The organism is Catellatospora vulcania, assembly GCF_009720385.1.
Classification (GTDB): domain Bacteria; phylum Actinomycetota; class Actinomycetes; order Mycobacteriales; family Micromonosporaceae; genus Catellatospora; species Catellatospora vulcania.
This window is the reverse complement of record NZ_ML769302.1, coordinates 45,414-59,459: the sequence shown is the minus strand read 5'-3', so window position 1 is coordinate 59,459 and position 14,046 is coordinate 45,414. Positions and strand designations below refer to the sequence as shown.

Here is a 14,046-nt window from a genome sequence, read left to right as displayed (position 1 = left end):
CGCGATGTCCGTTCGGACGACATACCAGATCACCGGCATGACCTGTGGGCACTGCGTCAGCGCGGTGACCCGGGAGCTGACCGCGCTGCCCGGCGTGAAGGAGGTCGAGGTCGACCTCGCCGCGGGCAACGCCGCGGTCGTCAGCGATTCCGTGCTGCCGCTCGACGAGGTGCGCAACGCGGTCGACGAGGCGGGTTACCAGCTGGCCGGCGTCGATGCCTGAGCAGCAGGCGACCCAGGTCGAAGCCCAGGTCCCGGTGCAGGCCGAGACGGTCCGCGCGCAGGCCGCCGGCAGATCCGGCGACCCGGCGGGGACCAAGCTCGGCATGTTCGTCGGCGGGCTCATCGTGGCGCTGGTCGCGGGATTCACCCTCGGCAAGGTGCTCGGCCCGGCGCAGAGCCCGACCCAGGGGGCGACGACCGGGGCCCCGGCGGCCTCGACGGACGCCATGGGCATGGGCGGCGCGCACGTGCACGCCCCGGGTGCCAGTGCCGGCTCCGAGGTCGGCGGCCTGGCGGTGAGCAGCGGCGGCTACACGCTGGCCCCGGCGGCGACGGTGTTCGCAGCCCCCGGCTCGCAGCAGCTCAAGTTCACCGTCAACGGGGCTGACGGCAAGGCCGTGACGAACTTCGCGGTCGTGCACTCCAAGCCGCTGCACCTGGTTGTCGTGCGCCGGGACATGACCGGCTACCAGCACCTGCACCCGACCATGGCCGCCGACGGCACCTGGACCGTGCAGGCCGACCTGGCCACGCCGGGTTCGTGGCGGGCGTACGCCGACTTCACCGCGATCAGCGCGGGTGGCACGCAGACCGCGATCGCGCTGGGCGCCGACCTGACCGTGGCCGGCGACTACCGCCCGCAGCCGCTGCCCGCGGCGGCCCGCGAGGCCGCGCTCGACGGCCAGACCGTCGGGTACGAGGGCACCCCGGTCATCGGGGCCAGCCAGCCGATGCTGTTCACCGTGAAGCAGGGCGGCGCGACCGCCGCGCTGGAGCCGTACCTCGGCTCGTTCGGGCACCTGGTGGTGCTGCGCGAGCTGGACCTGGCGTACGTGCACGTGCACCCGGAGCCCGCGCTGGTCAACGGCGGCGTGAAGTTCTGGCTGGCCGCCCCGAGCCCGGGGCGCTACCGGATGTTCTTCGACTACTCGGTGGGCGGCAAGGTGCGCACCGCCCAGTTCACGCTCGAAGTGAAGTAGGGGGACACGGGGTCATGGACCTGCGGCAGGCGAACGTCATCGAGCTGGAGATCGGCGGGATGACCTGCGCCACCTGCGCCGGCCGGGTGGAGAAGAAGCTGAACCGGGTGGACGGCGTCACCGCCACCGTCAACTTCGCCACCGAGACCGCGCACGTGACGTACCCGGAGACGGTCTCCGTCGACGACCTGATCAAGGTCGTGGCGGCCACCGGGTACACCGCCGCGCTGCCGCAGGCCGTCCCCGCCGACGAGGCCGCCCGGCCGGAGCCGGACCCGCTCGGCCAGCGGCTGCTGATCAGCGGCCTGCTGACGCTGCCCGTGGTGCTGCTCAGCATGATCCCGGCGCTGCAGTTCACCAACTGGCAGTGGCTGGCGTTCACGCTGGCCAGCCCGGTTGCGGTGTGGGGCGCCTGGCCGTTCCACCGGGCCGCCGCGCTCAATGCGCGCCACGGCGCGGCCACCATGGACACGCTGATCAGCCTCGGCGTGCTGGTGTCGTACGGCTGGAGCGCCTGGGCGCTGTTCTTCGGCGGCGCGGGCATGCCCGGCATGACCATGTCGCTGGCCTGGCTGGCCGCCCGCGGTGACGACCCCGGCATGCACCTCTACCTGGAGGTGACCACCACGCTGACCACGTTCCTGCTGGCCGGACGGTGGTTCGAGCACCGCGCCAAGCGCCGGGCCGGCTCGGCCCTGCGCGCCCTGCTGGACCTCGGCGCCAAGGACGCGGTGGTGCTGCGCAACGGCGTCGAGCAGCGGGTCCCGGTGGACCGGCTCGCGGTCGGCGACCTGTTCGTGGTGCGCCCCGGCGAGAAGATCGCCACCGACGGCGTGATCGTCGAGGGCGCCAGCGCCGTGGACACCGCCCTGCTCACCGGCGAGAGCATGCCGGTCGAGGTCGGCGTCGGCGACGCGGTGGTCGGCGCGACCGTCAACGCGGGCGGCCGCCTCGTCGTGCGGGCGACCCGGATCGGCGCGGACACCCAGCTCGCGCAGATGGCGAAGCTGGTCACCGAGGCCCAGTCGGGCAAGGCCCCCGTGCAGCGGCTGGCCGACCGGATCTCCAGCGTGTTCGTCCCCGTGGTGATCGCGCTGTCGGTAGGCACGTTCGCGTTCTGGACGGCGTACGACGGCGGGGTCACCTCGGCCGCGGTCACCGCCGCCGTGGCGGTGCTGATCGTCGCCTGCCCGTGCGCGCTGGGCCTGGCCACGCCGACCGCGCTGCTGGTGGGCACCGGCCGGGGCGCCCAGCTCGGCATCCTGATCAAGGGCCCCGAGGTGCTCGAATCGACCCGCCGGGTCGACACGATCGTGCTCGACAAGACGGGCACGGTCACCACCGGCGTGATGGCGCTGGTCGGCACGCACCCGGCCGCCGGGATCGAAGAGCAGGACCTGCTGCGGTACGCCGCCGCGGTGGAGCACGCGTCCGAGCACCCGATCGCCCGCGCCGTGGTGCACGGGGCCGCCGCCCGCGGCATCGCCCCCGCCGCGGTGCGCGACTTCCAGTCCCTGCCCGGCCTCGGCGCGCAGGGCCTCGTCGACGGCCGCAAGGTGCTGGTCGGCCGCGCGTCCATGCTCGCCGAGCAGGGCGTGGCCCTCGACCCGGCGGGCGCGGCCGACGGGGAGCGGACCGCGGTAGCGGTGGCGCTGGACGGCGAGTTCGCCGGGTGGCTGGTCGTGGCGGACACGGTCAAGCCCGGCTCGGTGGCGGCGGTGGCCGAGTTCAAGCGGCTCGGGCTGCGTCCGGTGCTGCTGACCGGCGACGCCGCAGGCCCTGCGCGGGCGGTGGCGGCCGAGGTCGGCATCGACGAGGTCATCGCCGGGGTGCTCCCGGCCGGCAAGGTCGACGCCGTGCGAAAGCTGCAGGAGCAGGGGCACACGGTGGCGATGGTGGGCGACGGGGTGAACGACGCGGCCGCGCTGGCCGCCGCCGACCTCGGCCTGGCCATGGGCACCGGCACCGACGCCGCGATCGAGGCGGCCGACCTGACGCTGGTGCGCGGCGACCTGACCGTCGCGGCGGACGCGATCCGGCTGTCCCGGGCCACCCTGCGCACGATCAAGGGCAACCTGTTCTGGGCGTTCGCCTACAACGTGGCGGCGCTGCCGCTGGCCGCGGCGGGCCTGGTCACGCCGGTGCTGGCCGCCGCCGCGATGGCGCTGAGCAGCATCTTCGTCGTGACGAATTCGCTCCGCCTGTTCCGTTTCCGGTGATCCGTCACGCTGGGTGGCACCGGATCCGCATCCGCCGCCGGGAGCGTGAACCTGCCCTTTCACGCAACAGACCGCCGGTCGGGGCTGCGAAGACGCAACAGACCAGCGTAAGGACGCAATCCTTCACGCTACTGAGCAGCGGCTCCGGTGCGTAACCTTGCTGATCGTGACAGAGCGTGACTTGACCCCCACTGCCCGGCGGCCCCGTCCGCGTGCCTACCTGATGTGCGCCCCGGAGCACTTCGTCGTGGAGTACGCCATCAACCCGTGGATGGACACCACCGCGCCCGTGGACACCGCGCTGGCGGTCAAGCAGTGGGACGTGCTGCGCCAGACCATGCTCGACCTCGGCCACACGGTGCACGTGCTCACCCCGCAGGCCGGCCTGCCGGACATGGTCTTCGCGGCCAACGGCGGGTTCGTGGTCGACGGCGTCGCGTACGGGGCGAAGTTCCGCTACCCGCAGCGCGCCGACGAGGCCGCGGCCCACCGGGCCTTCTACGAGTCCCGCGACGAGTACGCCTTCGTCGCGCCGACGCAGATCAATGAGGGTGAGGGCGACTTCGCCTACCTGCCCGACGCCCACGGCGGCATCGCCCTGGCCGGGTACGGCTTCCGCACCGAGCCCGCCGCGCACGCCGAGGCCGCCGAGGCCCTGGGCCGCCCCGTGATCTCGCTGAAGCTGGTCGACCCGCGCTTCTACCACCTCGACGTCGCGCTGACCGTGCTCGACGACGAGAACATCGCCTACTACCCCGGCGCGTTCTCCGAGGCGTCGCAGAAGGTCATCGCGCAGCTGTTCCCGAACGCCGTGATCGCCGACGAGGCCGACGCGCTCGCGTTCGCCCTGAACCTGGTCAGCGACGGCCGCAACGTCGTCATCAACACCGAGTCGACCGCGTTCGCCGACAAGCTCACCGCCGCCGGCTACCACCCCGTCCTGGTCGACCTGGCCGAGCTGAAGAAGGGCGGCGGCAGCGTCAAGTGCTGCATCGCCGAACTCCGCGACTGACCCACGACCCGTCCCCCTCTCGCTCGGCAACTCTTAAAGACTCGCGGCCTCAGGACTGTCCTGAGGCCGCGAGTCTTTAAGAGTTGCGCCGGTGGTGGCGGTGGTGGCGGTGGTGGCGTCAGGCCGGGGGGGTGAAGGAGGTGGTGCGGGTCATGGCGGCGGCGCGGCCCTTGGCGGAGATGACGAGGGCCATCTTGCGCGAGGCTTCGTCGATCATCTCGTCGCCGAGCATGACCGCGCCGAGGCGGCCGCCCTGCTCGGAGGTGTAGTAGTCGTAGGCGTCGAGGATCAGTTCGGCGTGGTCGTAGTCGGACTGGGCCGGCGAGTAGACCTCGTTGGCGGCGTCGATCTGGCCGGGGTGCAGCACCCACTTGCCGTCGAAGCCGAGGGCTGCCGAGCGCCGGGCCACCTCGGTGAACCCGTCGACGTCCTTGATCTGCAGGTACGGTCCGTCGATGGCCTGCTTGTCGTGCATGCGGGCGGCCATCAGGATGCGCATCAGGATGTAGTGGTACGGGTCGCCCGGGTAGCCGGGGATCAGCGAGCCGACGACCAGCGACTTCATGTTGATCGAGGCCATGAAGTCGGCGGGGCCGAAGATGATGGTCTCCACCCGGGGCGAGGCTGCCGCGATGGCGTCCACGTTGACCAGCCCGGCGGCGTTCTCGATCTGGGCCTCGATGCCGATCGCGCCGACCGGCAGGCCGAGCGACTTCTCCAGCTGGGTCAGCGTCAGGTCGAGCCATTCCACGTGCGACGCGCTCTGCACCTTGGGCAGCATGATCGCGTCCAGGTTGGCCCCGGCCCCCTCGACGATCTCGATGACGTCGGTGTAGGTCCACGGCGTGGTCAGGTCGTTGACCCGTACCACGCGGGTCTTGCCGGCCCAGTCGCCCTCGTTGAGCGCGGCCACGATGTTCTTGCGGGCCTCAGGCTTGGCCAGCGGCGCCACCGCGTCCTCCAGGTCGAGGAAGACCTGGTCGGCGGGCAGGCCCTGGGCCTTGCCGAGCATCTTGACGCTGGAACCCGGCACGGCCAGACATGACCTGCGGGCACGCCCGAGAGCGGCCATCGATACTCCTTAGGGAGCGTTCAGTAGTTGACGCCACGGTAACCTCACTCCCGTCGAGAGGAGAACGGGACTGTGGAAGATCTCACGCGCCACGCGGTGATCACCGGTGCCACATCCGGCATCGGGCAGGCGGGCGCCGTCGCGCTGGTGCGGCAGGGCTGGCAGGTCACCCTGGTCGGGCGCGATCCGGGCCGGCTGGACGCGGCACTGGGTGCGGTGCGGGCCGAGGCGGCGGGCCCCGAGCCGGTCGGCCTGCTGGCCGACTTCGCGCAGCTGTCGCAGGTGCACGACCTCGCCGCCAAGCTCGCCGGGCAGCGCATCGACGTGCTGGCCAACAACGCGGGTCTGGTCGCCAACCGGCGGACCACCACCGTGGACGGGCACGAGCTGACCATCCAGACCAACCACCTGGCCCCGTTCCTGCTGTCGCACCTGCTGCGCGACCAGCTGGCCCCGGGCGCCCGCATCGTCAACACGGCGTCGATGGCGCACTCGTTCGGCACCCTCGACCCGGACAACCTGGACCGGCGCGGCGGCATCTACAGCGCCTGGCTGGCGTACGGCGGCTCGAAGCGGGCCAACATCCTGTTCGCGGCGGAAGCCGCCCGGCGCTGGCCGGACCTGCTCAGCTTCTCGTTCCACCCGGGGGTGGTGCGCACCCGCTTCGGCACGCCCGCCGCCCGGCTGTTCTACAAGATCGGTCCTGGTATCACCACCCCGGAGCAGGGCGCCGACCAGCTCGTCTGGCTGTCCACGGCCGACCCGGCGGAGCTGCAGAACGGCGCGTACTACGTGCTGCGCAAGCCGACCCGCCCGCACCCCAGCGCCCGCGACCCGCACTTCGCCGCACGGCTGTGGGACGCGAGCGCCGCAGCCGTGCTCTGACGCGCGCGAGCGCGGACCATACGAGTCGAGGCTCCGGCCTGCTGCCGGTGACGGCAGGCCGGAGCCTCGATCGTTTTCGCAGCGCACCCGGGCGTCGGGAGCGCGCCGCGGTCAGTAGCTGGTGCTCGCGCCGCTCACGCCGATCAGGGCGAGGAACGGCAGGCCGAACGCGCAGAGGCAGCCGATGATGCCGAGGCCCGTGATGATCCAGCCGACGATGATCGCCGCCTTCGCCATCCCCTCGCCGTCCTCGCCGGTCTGGCGGATCTGCTTCATCGCCGAGTGACCGAGGATCGCCCCGATCGGGGCGGTGATCCAGGTCATCAGGCCGACCAGGGACAGGATCAGCGCGACCAGGGCCATGCTGTTCTGCGGCCGGGCCGGCGGGTAACCGCCGTACGGGGGCTGCTGGCCGTAGGGCTGCTGCCCGTACGGCTGCGGCGTGGCGGCGTAGGGGTCACCGGTCTTGTAGGGGTCGCCGTAGGGCTGCCCCGACTGCGGTGCCACCGGCGGCACGCTCATCGGCGGCCCGCTCGCCGGCGGCGTCACCGGTGAGCCGGGCACGGCCGGGGAGCCGTAGGACGGCGGCGTCGCGTACGGGTTGGCCGGTGGCGGCGGTGCATAGGGGTCCGGCTGACTCGAGTACGGGTCCTGGCCGGCGGGCGGAGGCGGATACGTCATGGCTTGTCTCCTACGTCAGTCCCAGTCGCTACTGCTGCTACCGCTCTGGATCTCATTCCAGAAGTTCGGGTCGTTGAGCACGCCGATGATCAGGAGGACCACCATGATCGCCGTCAGTGCGACGGCCGACCAGCCGGTGGCGATACCGGCGATGGCCATGCCGCGACCCTGCTGCCCGGTCTGCTTGACCTGCTTGAGGCTGATGTGGCCGAGGATGGCCCCGATCAGGCCCGGCAGCGCGCCGATGCCGTAGCAGCAGCACAGCATCACACCGACGATGCCGAGCACCATCGACGCGATCGCCATGCCGTTGGTGCCAGGTGCGGTGGGTCCCGCCGCGTAGGGGGTGTACGGCACGCCGTACGAGCCCGTCGGCTGCGGGGAGTACGGCGCACCGCTGACGGCCGGAGCCGCGTACGGGTCGGCGCTGACCGGCGGCACCGCGTAGGGGTCGGCGCTGACCGGCTGCGGGGCGTACGGGTTCGGGGTGGCCGGCGGAGCGTACGGATCGGGCTGCTGGTTGAACGGATCCGGGCCCGCGGGTGGCGGATAGGTCATGAAGGGCTCCTGACTCGGGGACTCGTCAGAACGAGCCGAAGCCGCCGTTGAGGTTCAGCACCAGACCGGCGATGCCGTTCAGGATGCCGAGACCGACGCCGACGTAGCCGGTGATGATGCCGGTCAGCGCGTGCGAGCGGTTGGACTGACCCTGCTGGGCGATCTGCTTCATGCTGATGTGGCCCATGATCGCGGCGGCCGCGCCGACCGCGACGCCGAGCAGCGCGCAGCACGCGGACGGGATGGAGATGATGCCGACGATCATGGCGGCGAGCGCCAGGCCGTTGTTCTGCTTCACCGGGGCCGCGCTCCACGGCTGCGCGTAGGGCTGCTGCAGCTCGGGCTGGCCGTAGGGCTGCGGGGCGGGGGACACCGGCTGGCCGTAGGGGTTCGGCTGCTGGGGCTGCGCGTAGGGGTCCGGCTGCTGGCCGTAGGGGTCCTGGCCGGGTGGGGTGTAGCTCATGGGGTGCCTTGTCTCTCGGATATGGGTTCAGCGCACGTTAGCGAACCCGGTGAACCTTTTCACAGTGACGGTGCTGTCAAGCGCCTTGGATGGGACGGAAGCCCGGCTCATACTCAGCTCACCTGAAGGTTCGTTCAGTCCCCAGGAGGCTGACAGATGGCTCGTCTCGCCCGTACTCCAGGCCTGTCCGATGTGCAGACCGCCATCCTCGAGACGGTGCGCGAGTTCGCGGACAAGGAGATCATTCCGCGCGCGCAGCGGCTGGAGCACGCCGACGAGTACCCCGAGGAGATCCTCGCCGGGATGAAGGCGATGGGCCTGTTCGGCCTGACCATCCCGGAGGAGTACGGCGGTCTCGGTGAGTCGCTGCTGACCTACGCGCTGGTCGTGGAGGAGCTGTCCCGCGGCTGGATGTCGGTGTCCGGCATCGTCAACACCCACTTCATCGTGGCGTACCTGGTCGGCCAGCACGGCTCGCCCGAGCAGAAGCAGCGGCTGCTGCCCCGCATGGCCACCGGCGAGGTGCGCGGCGCGTTCAGCATGTCCGAGCCGGAGACCGGCTCCGACGTCGCCGCGATCAAGTCGCGGGCGCAACGCGACGGCGACTCCTACGTGCTCAACGGCCAGAAGATGTGGCTGACCAACGGCGCGTACTCGTCGGTGGTGGCCACGCTGGTGAAGACCGACCAGGGCGCGGACAGCGTCTACGGCAACATGACCACGTTCCTGCTGGAGAAGGAGCCCGGCTTCGGCGAGACCGCGCCGGGCCTGACCATCCCCGGCAAGATCGAGAAGATGGGCTACAAAGGCGTCGAGACCACCGAGATGATCCTCGACGGTCACCGGGTGCCCGAGTCGGCGATCCTCGGCGGCGCGGACCAGGCCGGTCGTGGCTTCTACCAGATGATGGACGGCATCGAGGTGGGCCGGGTCAACGTGGCCGCCCGTGCCTGCGGCATCTCCATCCGGGCTTTCGAGCTGGCCGTGGCGTACGCCCAGCACCGCTCGACGTTCGGCAAGCCGATCGCGCAGCACCAGGCGATCGCGTTCAAGCTGGCCGAGATGGGCACCAAGATCGAGGCCTCGCACGCGCTGATGGTCAACGCGGCCCGGCTGAAGGACTCCGGCGAGCGCAACGACGTCGAGGCGGGCATGGCCAAGCTGCTGGCCAGCGAGTACTGCCACGAGATCGTCACCGAGTCGTTCCGCATCCACGGCGGCTACGGCTTCTCCAAGGAGTACGAGATCGAGCGCCTCATGCGCGAGGCCCCGTTCCTGCTCATCGGCGAGGGCACCAGCGAGATCCAGAAGACGATCATCTCCCGCGGCCTGCTCAAGGAGTACCGCGCCCGCTGACCGTGTGCCGATGGCGCGATCCCCGGCGGGGTCGCGCCATCGGTCTGTCAGTGGGAGCGCAGCTCCGGCGGGGCGTCGGCGAGGTGGGCCAGGTCGCCGCGGCGCTCGGGGTGGTCCAGGTAGTACTGCAGGACGCCGGCCACGTCGGCGTCGCGCATGCGGTAGTCCGCGCCGCGCAGGCGCAGGGTGCGCTCGGCGGTCTCCAGCCGCAGCCCGGCCCCGCTGTTCAGGCGGGCCGAGCGGACCTGCGACCAGGGGAAGTGCTGCCGGTGTACGCGTACCCCGCCGGCGTTGAGCACGATCTGCCGGGCGTGGCCGTGGGCCGGGCGCACCACCACCCAGAGCAGCCCCAGCGCGAGCAGCGTCCACACGATGGCGAGACCGAGCTCACGGCCGTCGTTCAGCCGCGCCCAGCGGGCGATGATCGGCAGCTGCACGGCGAACCAGATCGCGGTCAGCATCCGGTCCGACACCGGGGTGAGCACGAGGCCGGGTTCTCCGTCGGCGGCGCCCTGCCGCCACTGCCCGGTCGGGTGGCGCATCAGGTAGAAGGAGCGGGCGACGGCCGCCCCGACGCCGATGACGATCAGCCAGAGGGTGAGCGCCTCGTCCTCGGAGAGCGGGTGGATGGGCGTGGTGCGCCCGTACCACCAGGCGACGGCGATGAGCAGCAGCCCGGCCGCGGTCAGCACGGTGGCGCGGGCGCGCGGGGTCGTCGGCACGGCGATCACTCCGAAAGGCTACGAGACCACCTCACCTCCGCCAACGGCGCGGCCGGTGTCGATCGGGGGGCAGGCTATCCTGGCCGACGTGCGACGACTGCTCACCCCCGGCTGGCTGGCCGGTCACGTGCTGGCGCTGCTGGCCGTCGTCACATGTCTGGCCCTCGGTTGGTGGCAGGCGGGCCGTGCCGCCGAGGGAAACACACTGAGCTGGGCGTACACCTTCGAGTGGCCGATCTTCGCGATCTTCGTGGTGGTGATCTGGGTCCGCGAGATGCGGCTCACCCTCCGCAAGGGCCGTGCCGAGGTCCCGGCCCCCGCCGTTGACCCGGTGGACCGGCCGCGTCCGGTCATCACGCGGCGGGTGAACCAGCCCACTGCGGCGGGGGAGGAATCCGGCGATCCGCAGCTGGCCGAGTACAACCGGTACCTGGCGTGGCTGACCGAGAACCCCGAAGCCCGACCCGGCGACTATCCCGCTAAGGAGTATCGATGAACGGCGCACTCACCCGGTACCGCATCATCGCCTGGATCGTGGGCGTGCTGCTGCTGGCGCTCACCCTGGTCGCCATGCCGATGAAGTACTTCGGCGACAACAACCTGGGCGTGATGATCATCGCCCCGGTGCACGGCTGGCTGTACGTGGTCTACCTGGCCGCCGTCGGCGACCTGGCCCGGCGGGTGCAGTGGCCGGTCACCCGCATCCTGCTGGTGGCGCTGGCCGGCACCATCCCGTTCCTGTCGTTCATCATGGAGCGCCGCGTGGTCGGCTGGCTCAGCGGCACGGACCGGCAGCCCTCGTTCACAGAAGCGTGAGCTGGACGCCCGTCGCCTCCGTGGCGGCGGGCGGCACCGGCTCCTCCTGCCCGGTCACCACCAGATCCCGGGCGGGCGTGTCGCGGGCCGGCAGCCCGTGCCGCCGGCAGGCCCGGCGCACCTTCGCCGTCACCAGCCGCTGGTAGTCGTCGCTCACATAGGCGCGCTTGCCCGGGTAGAGCCGCTCGTAGAACGGCACCAGCCCGGGATGGTTCGCGGCGAGCCAGCCCAGGTACCACTCCCGGGCGCCGGGCCGCAGGTGCAGGACCAGCGGCGTGATGCTCGCGGCCCCCGCCGCGACCAGCGCCCCGACGGTCGCGTCGAGCTGCTCCTCGCTGTCGGACAGGCCCGGCAGGATCGGCGCCATCAGCACCCCGACCCGCAGCCCGGCGTCGCTCATCCGGCGCACCGCGTCCAGCCGCCGCGACGGGCTCGGCGTGCCCGACTCCACGCTGCGCCACAGCGCCTCGTCGAGGAAGCCGATCGAGTAAGCCACCGACACCTTCGTGCGCAACGCGGCCTGCTGCAGCAGCGGCAGGTCCCGCAGGATCAGCGTGCCCTTGGTGAGGATCGAGAACGGGTTCGACCAGTCCGACAGCGCCCCGATGATGCCCGGCATCAGCCGGTAGCGGCCCTCGGCCCGCTGGTAGCAGTCGACGTTGGTGCCCATCGCGATCGGCCTGCCCTCCCAGCGGGGCGCGGCCAGCTCACGGCGCAGCAGCTCGGGCGCGTTCACCTTCACCACGATCTTCGAGTCGAAGTCGTGCCCGGTGTCCAGGTCGAGATAGCTGTGCGTGTTGCGGGCGAAGCAGTTGTGGCTGACCACGCCGTTGGCGATGAAGTCGCCGGTGCCGGTGGTGATGTCCCACAGCGGCAGCTCCAGGCCCAGCGGCTCGATCGAGTCCACGTGCAGCGGCACGGTGCCCTTGATCGCGACGCCCTGCACGGTGCGCCGCCGGGTCACCGCGGGGTCGGTCAGGTGGAAGAAGCGCAGCTTCTCCGGCAGGCCGCCGAGCAGGCGCAGGCTGAGCAGCCCGATCAGGTCGCGCCGGTCCTCCACGACGAACTCGAACCCGAACGCGCGCAGCGCCGCCCTGGTGGGCTCGACCAGCTCCGGATCGGTGTGCACGATGCGCCACAGGCCCTGGGTGTGGCTGCCCTCCGCGTCGAAGACGCCGGCCAGGAAACCCTTGTCCCATTCGGCGTCGCGCTCGTCGGGCCGCTCCAGCAGGGTGTGGATCAGGTCGAGATCGCGGCGGGCGTACGTGCGCAGCCCCGTGCGCTGGCCCAGCGGCGTGAACTCGGCCGTGTGCGCCCCCGACTCGCGCAGGTAGCCGATGGTGCGGCTGAGCAGCTGCGGCTCGGCGGACGCGAGCCGGAACCGCGGCACGGTGCCGTACGGGTCGCGGTAGCCGCTCTCCGGCTCCGGGCGCAGCACCGCGTGCAGGTAGCCGCGCCGGTACTCCGGGGACTCCTTGGGCTGCTCGGCGAAGCGGCCGGTGCCCATCAGCTTGTTGCCGGTGGTCAGGTGCGGCCGCTGCGCAGGCCCCGAGCGGGCCCCGGTGACGTGCTTCCAGCCCCGGTCGGTGAGGAACCGGTGGTCCCCGCTGGCCACCAGCTCGGTGCCGTCGCGCAGGGTCACCCGGTAGGCCGGCTTCACGGTGGACCACTTGTCCCGCACGTGGGTCACCGCGTAGCGCCGGTAGGAGCCCTCGCGGACCGTGCCGATGATCGCGTCGCCGACGCGCAGCTCGGAGATGGGTTTGGTGCGCCCGTCCGCCATCAGCACGGGGGTGTCCCCGGCCAGGCAGTACGAGCAGGCATGGGTGCAGCCGCGGTATGGGTTGATCGTGTATTCGAACGGCACCCCGCGCCGCTCGCCCGCCACCTTGTTGATCAGTGACTTGGCGCGTACCTCGTAGAACGTCATCCCGGCGAAGCCGGGAGTGTCGAACGTACGCACGACCGCGCCGGGCAGCGGCTGCTGCACCGGCGCGGTCGCGTCCGGCGGGGTGCTGCTCTCGGTGAGATGACTCCAGCGCACCCCGCTATTCAAACATATGTTCGAACGTCAGGCAGCCGTCGCGTCCGCCTTCACCTTCTCCATGTCGAGCTCGCGCACCTTGGAGATCAGGTCCAGGAACGCGGTCTCGGGCAGCGCGCCTGGCTGCGCGTACACGATCACGCCGTCGCGGATCGCCATGATCGTGGGGATCGACTGGATGTTGAAGTGCATGGCGAGCTCCTGCTGCGCCTCGGTGTCGACCTTGCCGAAGGTGACGTCCGGGTTCGCTTCGGCGGCCCGCTCGTAGACCGGCGCGAAACGGACACACGGGCCACACCAGCTCGCCCAGAAGTCCACGAACGTGATGCCGTCGCCGCTCGTCTTCTCGCCGAAGTTGTCGGTGGTGAACTCCACGGTGCCCATCGTCGTGCTCCTCATTTCATCGAGTGACCAGCGTCCATGTAAACCACTGCGTCACCTTGCACATTCCCGTCCCGTCCACGTTACCGACGGTGACGTGACACACAGGGCATCCCGCCGTACTGCGGGCGTGTGGCGGAGGACCATGAAAGTGTGCCCGCGACCTTCGTCTACGACGGCGACTGCGCCTTCTGCACCCGGTGCGTCGAGTTCATCCGCCGCCGGATCCCGACCGACGCCCTGCTCGTGCCCTGGCACCGCGCGGACCTGCCCGCCCTGGGCCTGACCCGCGAGCAGTGCCTGGAGGCGGTGCAGTACGTCGAACCCGGCCGACCCCCGCTCGCCGGGCCCGACGCGATCGCCGCGCTGCTGCGCACGAGCCGCTCGGCCTGGCGTCCGCTGGGCGGCGCACTCGGCCTGCCCGGTGTGGGGCTCGCGTCCTGGCCCGTGTACCGCTGGATCGCCCGCCACCGCCACCAGCTCCCCGGCGGCACCGCCGCCTGCGCCGTGCCGCCGGCCCCACCCCGTCCCTGAGCCCCCGTCCTGGGCGCCCCTCCTTGAATGGACGTTGGCCTATTACATCGAGTTTGATCTACAAATACTCGACGTAATAGGCCAACGTCTATGGAAAACGG

At 71.3% G+C, this 14,046-nt stretch carries 16 protein-coding genes; 9 read left to right on the top strand and 7 right to left on the bottom strand.

What is annotated here, in order from left to right; genetic code table 11:
* Positions 1–4 precede the first annotated feature (4 nt).
* From F6W97_RS04550 to ddaH, 4 genes are all read left to right on the top strand, one after another.
* Positions 5–223: a heavy-metal-associated domain-containing protein gene (locus tag F6W97_RS04550; RefSeq protein ID WP_155368890.1), complete on the top strand. Its 219-nt coding sequence runs from the start codon at positions 5–7 to the stop codon at positions 221–223.
* Positions 216–1,202 (top strand): hypothetical protein, encoded by a 987-nt coding sequence (locus F6W97_RS04545; protein WP_230686415.1) that lies wholly within the window; start codon positions 216–218, stop codon positions 1,200–1,202. The genes F6W97_RS04550 and F6W97_RS04545 overlap by 8 nt, the downstream gene beginning before the upstream one ends.
* Positions 1,203–1,216: 14 nt before the next feature.
* Complete coding sequence (locus F6W97_RS04540) at positions 1,217–3,421, top strand: heavy metal translocating P-type ATPase (RefSeq protein WP_155368889.1); 2,205 nt, start codon at positions 1,217–1,219, stop codon at positions 3,419–3,421.
* Between the two features lie 166 nt (positions 3,422–3,587).
* Complete coding sequence (gene ddaH, locus F6W97_RS04535) at positions 3,588–4,433, top strand: dimethylargininase (RefSeq protein ID WP_407924538.1); 846 nt, start codon at positions 3,588–3,590, stop codon at positions 4,431–4,433.
* A gap of 118 nt (positions 4,434–4,551) precedes the next feature.
* Here ddaH and F6W97_RS04530 read toward each other — a convergent pair whose 3' ends face one another.
* Positions 4,552–5,505 carry an HpcH/HpaI aldolase/citrate lyase family protein gene (locus F6W97_RS04530; protein ID WP_155368888.1) on the bottom strand — a complete coding sequence of 318 codons (954 nt, stop codon included), beginning with the start codon at positions 5,503–5,505 and terminating at the stop codon, positions 4,552–4,554.
* Positions 5,506–5,577: 72 nt separating this feature from the next.
* Here F6W97_RS04530 and F6W97_RS04525 point away from each other — a divergent pair, with 72 nt between their 5' ends.
* Entirely contained in the window at positions 5,578–6,390 is an 813-nt protein-coding gene (locus F6W97_RS04525) for an SDR family NAD(P)-dependent oxidoreductase (RefSeq protein WP_155368887.1), read from the top strand.
* A gap of 111 nt (positions 6,391–6,501) precedes the next feature.
* Here F6W97_RS04525 and F6W97_RS04520 read toward each other — a convergent pair whose 3' ends face one another.
* The 3 genes from F6W97_RS04520 to F6W97_RS04510 are packed head-to-tail and all read right to left on the bottom strand — an operon-like array spanning position 6,502 to position 8,092.
* The gene (locus tag F6W97_RS04520; protein WP_230686414.1) at positions 6,502–7,071 is read right to left on the bottom strand and encodes a DUF4190 domain-containing protein; all 570 of its coding nucleotides are present in this window, start codon (positions 7,069–7,071) and stop codon (positions 6,502–6,504) included.
* 15 nt (positions 7,072–7,086) lie between these two features.
* Positions 7,087–7,629 (bottom strand): DUF4190 domain-containing protein, encoded by a 543-nt coding sequence (locus F6W97_RS04515; protein WP_155368886.1) that lies wholly within the window; start codon positions 7,627–7,629, stop codon positions 7,087–7,089.
* 25 nt (positions 7,630–7,654) lie between these two features.
* Positions 7,655–8,092, bottom strand: coding sequence for a DUF4190 domain-containing protein (locus tag F6W97_RS04510; RefSeq protein WP_155368885.1), 438 nt, complete (start codon positions 8,090–8,092; stop codon positions 7,655–7,657).
* 156 nt (positions 8,093–8,248) lie between these two features.
* Between F6W97_RS04510 and F6W97_RS04505 the strand changes: the two genes are divergently transcribed.
* On the top strand, positions 8,249–9,448 hold the full coding sequence (locus F6W97_RS04505; protein ID WP_155368884.1) for an acyl-CoA dehydrogenase family protein: 1,200 nt from the start codon (positions 8,249–8,251) through the stop codon (positions 9,446–9,448).
* Positions 9,449–9,495: 47 nt separating this feature from the next.
* Here F6W97_RS04505 and F6W97_RS04500 read toward each other — a convergent pair whose 3' ends face one another.
* A complete protein-coding gene (locus F6W97_RS04500; RefSeq protein WP_155368883.1) occupies positions 9,496–10,179 on the bottom strand; it encodes a hypothetical protein in 684 nt (227 codons plus the stop codon).
* A gap of 79 nt (positions 10,180–10,258) precedes the next feature.
* Here F6W97_RS04500 and F6W97_RS04495 point away from each other — a divergent pair, with 79 nt between their 5' ends.
* Positions 10,259–10,666, top strand: a complete 408-nt coding sequence (locus F6W97_RS04495) for a hypothetical protein (protein WP_155368882.1) — start codon at positions 10,259–10,261, stop codon at positions 10,664–10,666.
* Positions 10,663–10,986 (top strand): DUF3817 domain-containing protein, encoded by a 324-nt coding sequence (locus F6W97_RS04490; protein ID WP_144122103.1) that lies wholly within the window; start codon positions 10,663–10,665, stop codon positions 10,984–10,986. Before F6W97_RS04495 ends, F6W97_RS04490 begins: the two co-directional genes overlap by 4 nt.
* Here the strand turns inward: F6W97_RS04490 and F6W97_RS04485 are convergent.
* Positions 10,973–13,030: an intein-containing Rv2578c family radical SAM protein gene (locus F6W97_RS04485; RefSeq protein ID WP_155368881.1), complete on the bottom strand. Its 2,058-nt coding sequence runs from the start codon at positions 13,028–13,030 to the stop codon at positions 10,973–10,975. The two genes, F6W97_RS04490 and F6W97_RS04485, sit on opposite strands and share 14 nt — an antisense overlap.
* Positions 13,031–13,057: 27 nt before the next feature.
* Positions 13,058–13,414: a thioredoxin family protein gene (locus F6W97_RS04480; protein WP_155368880.1), complete on the bottom strand. Its 357-nt coding sequence runs from the start codon at positions 13,412–13,414 to the stop codon at positions 13,058–13,060.
* 150 nt (positions 13,415–13,564) lie between these two features.
* Here F6W97_RS04480 and F6W97_RS04475 point away from each other — a divergent pair, with 150 nt between their 5' ends.
* Positions 13,565–13,945 carry a thiol-disulfide oxidoreductase DCC family protein gene (locus F6W97_RS04475; protein WP_155368879.1) on the top strand — a complete coding sequence of 127 codons (381 nt, stop codon included), beginning with the start codon at positions 13,565–13,567 and terminating at the stop codon, positions 13,943–13,945.
* Positions 13,946–14,046 lie beyond the last annotated feature (101 nt).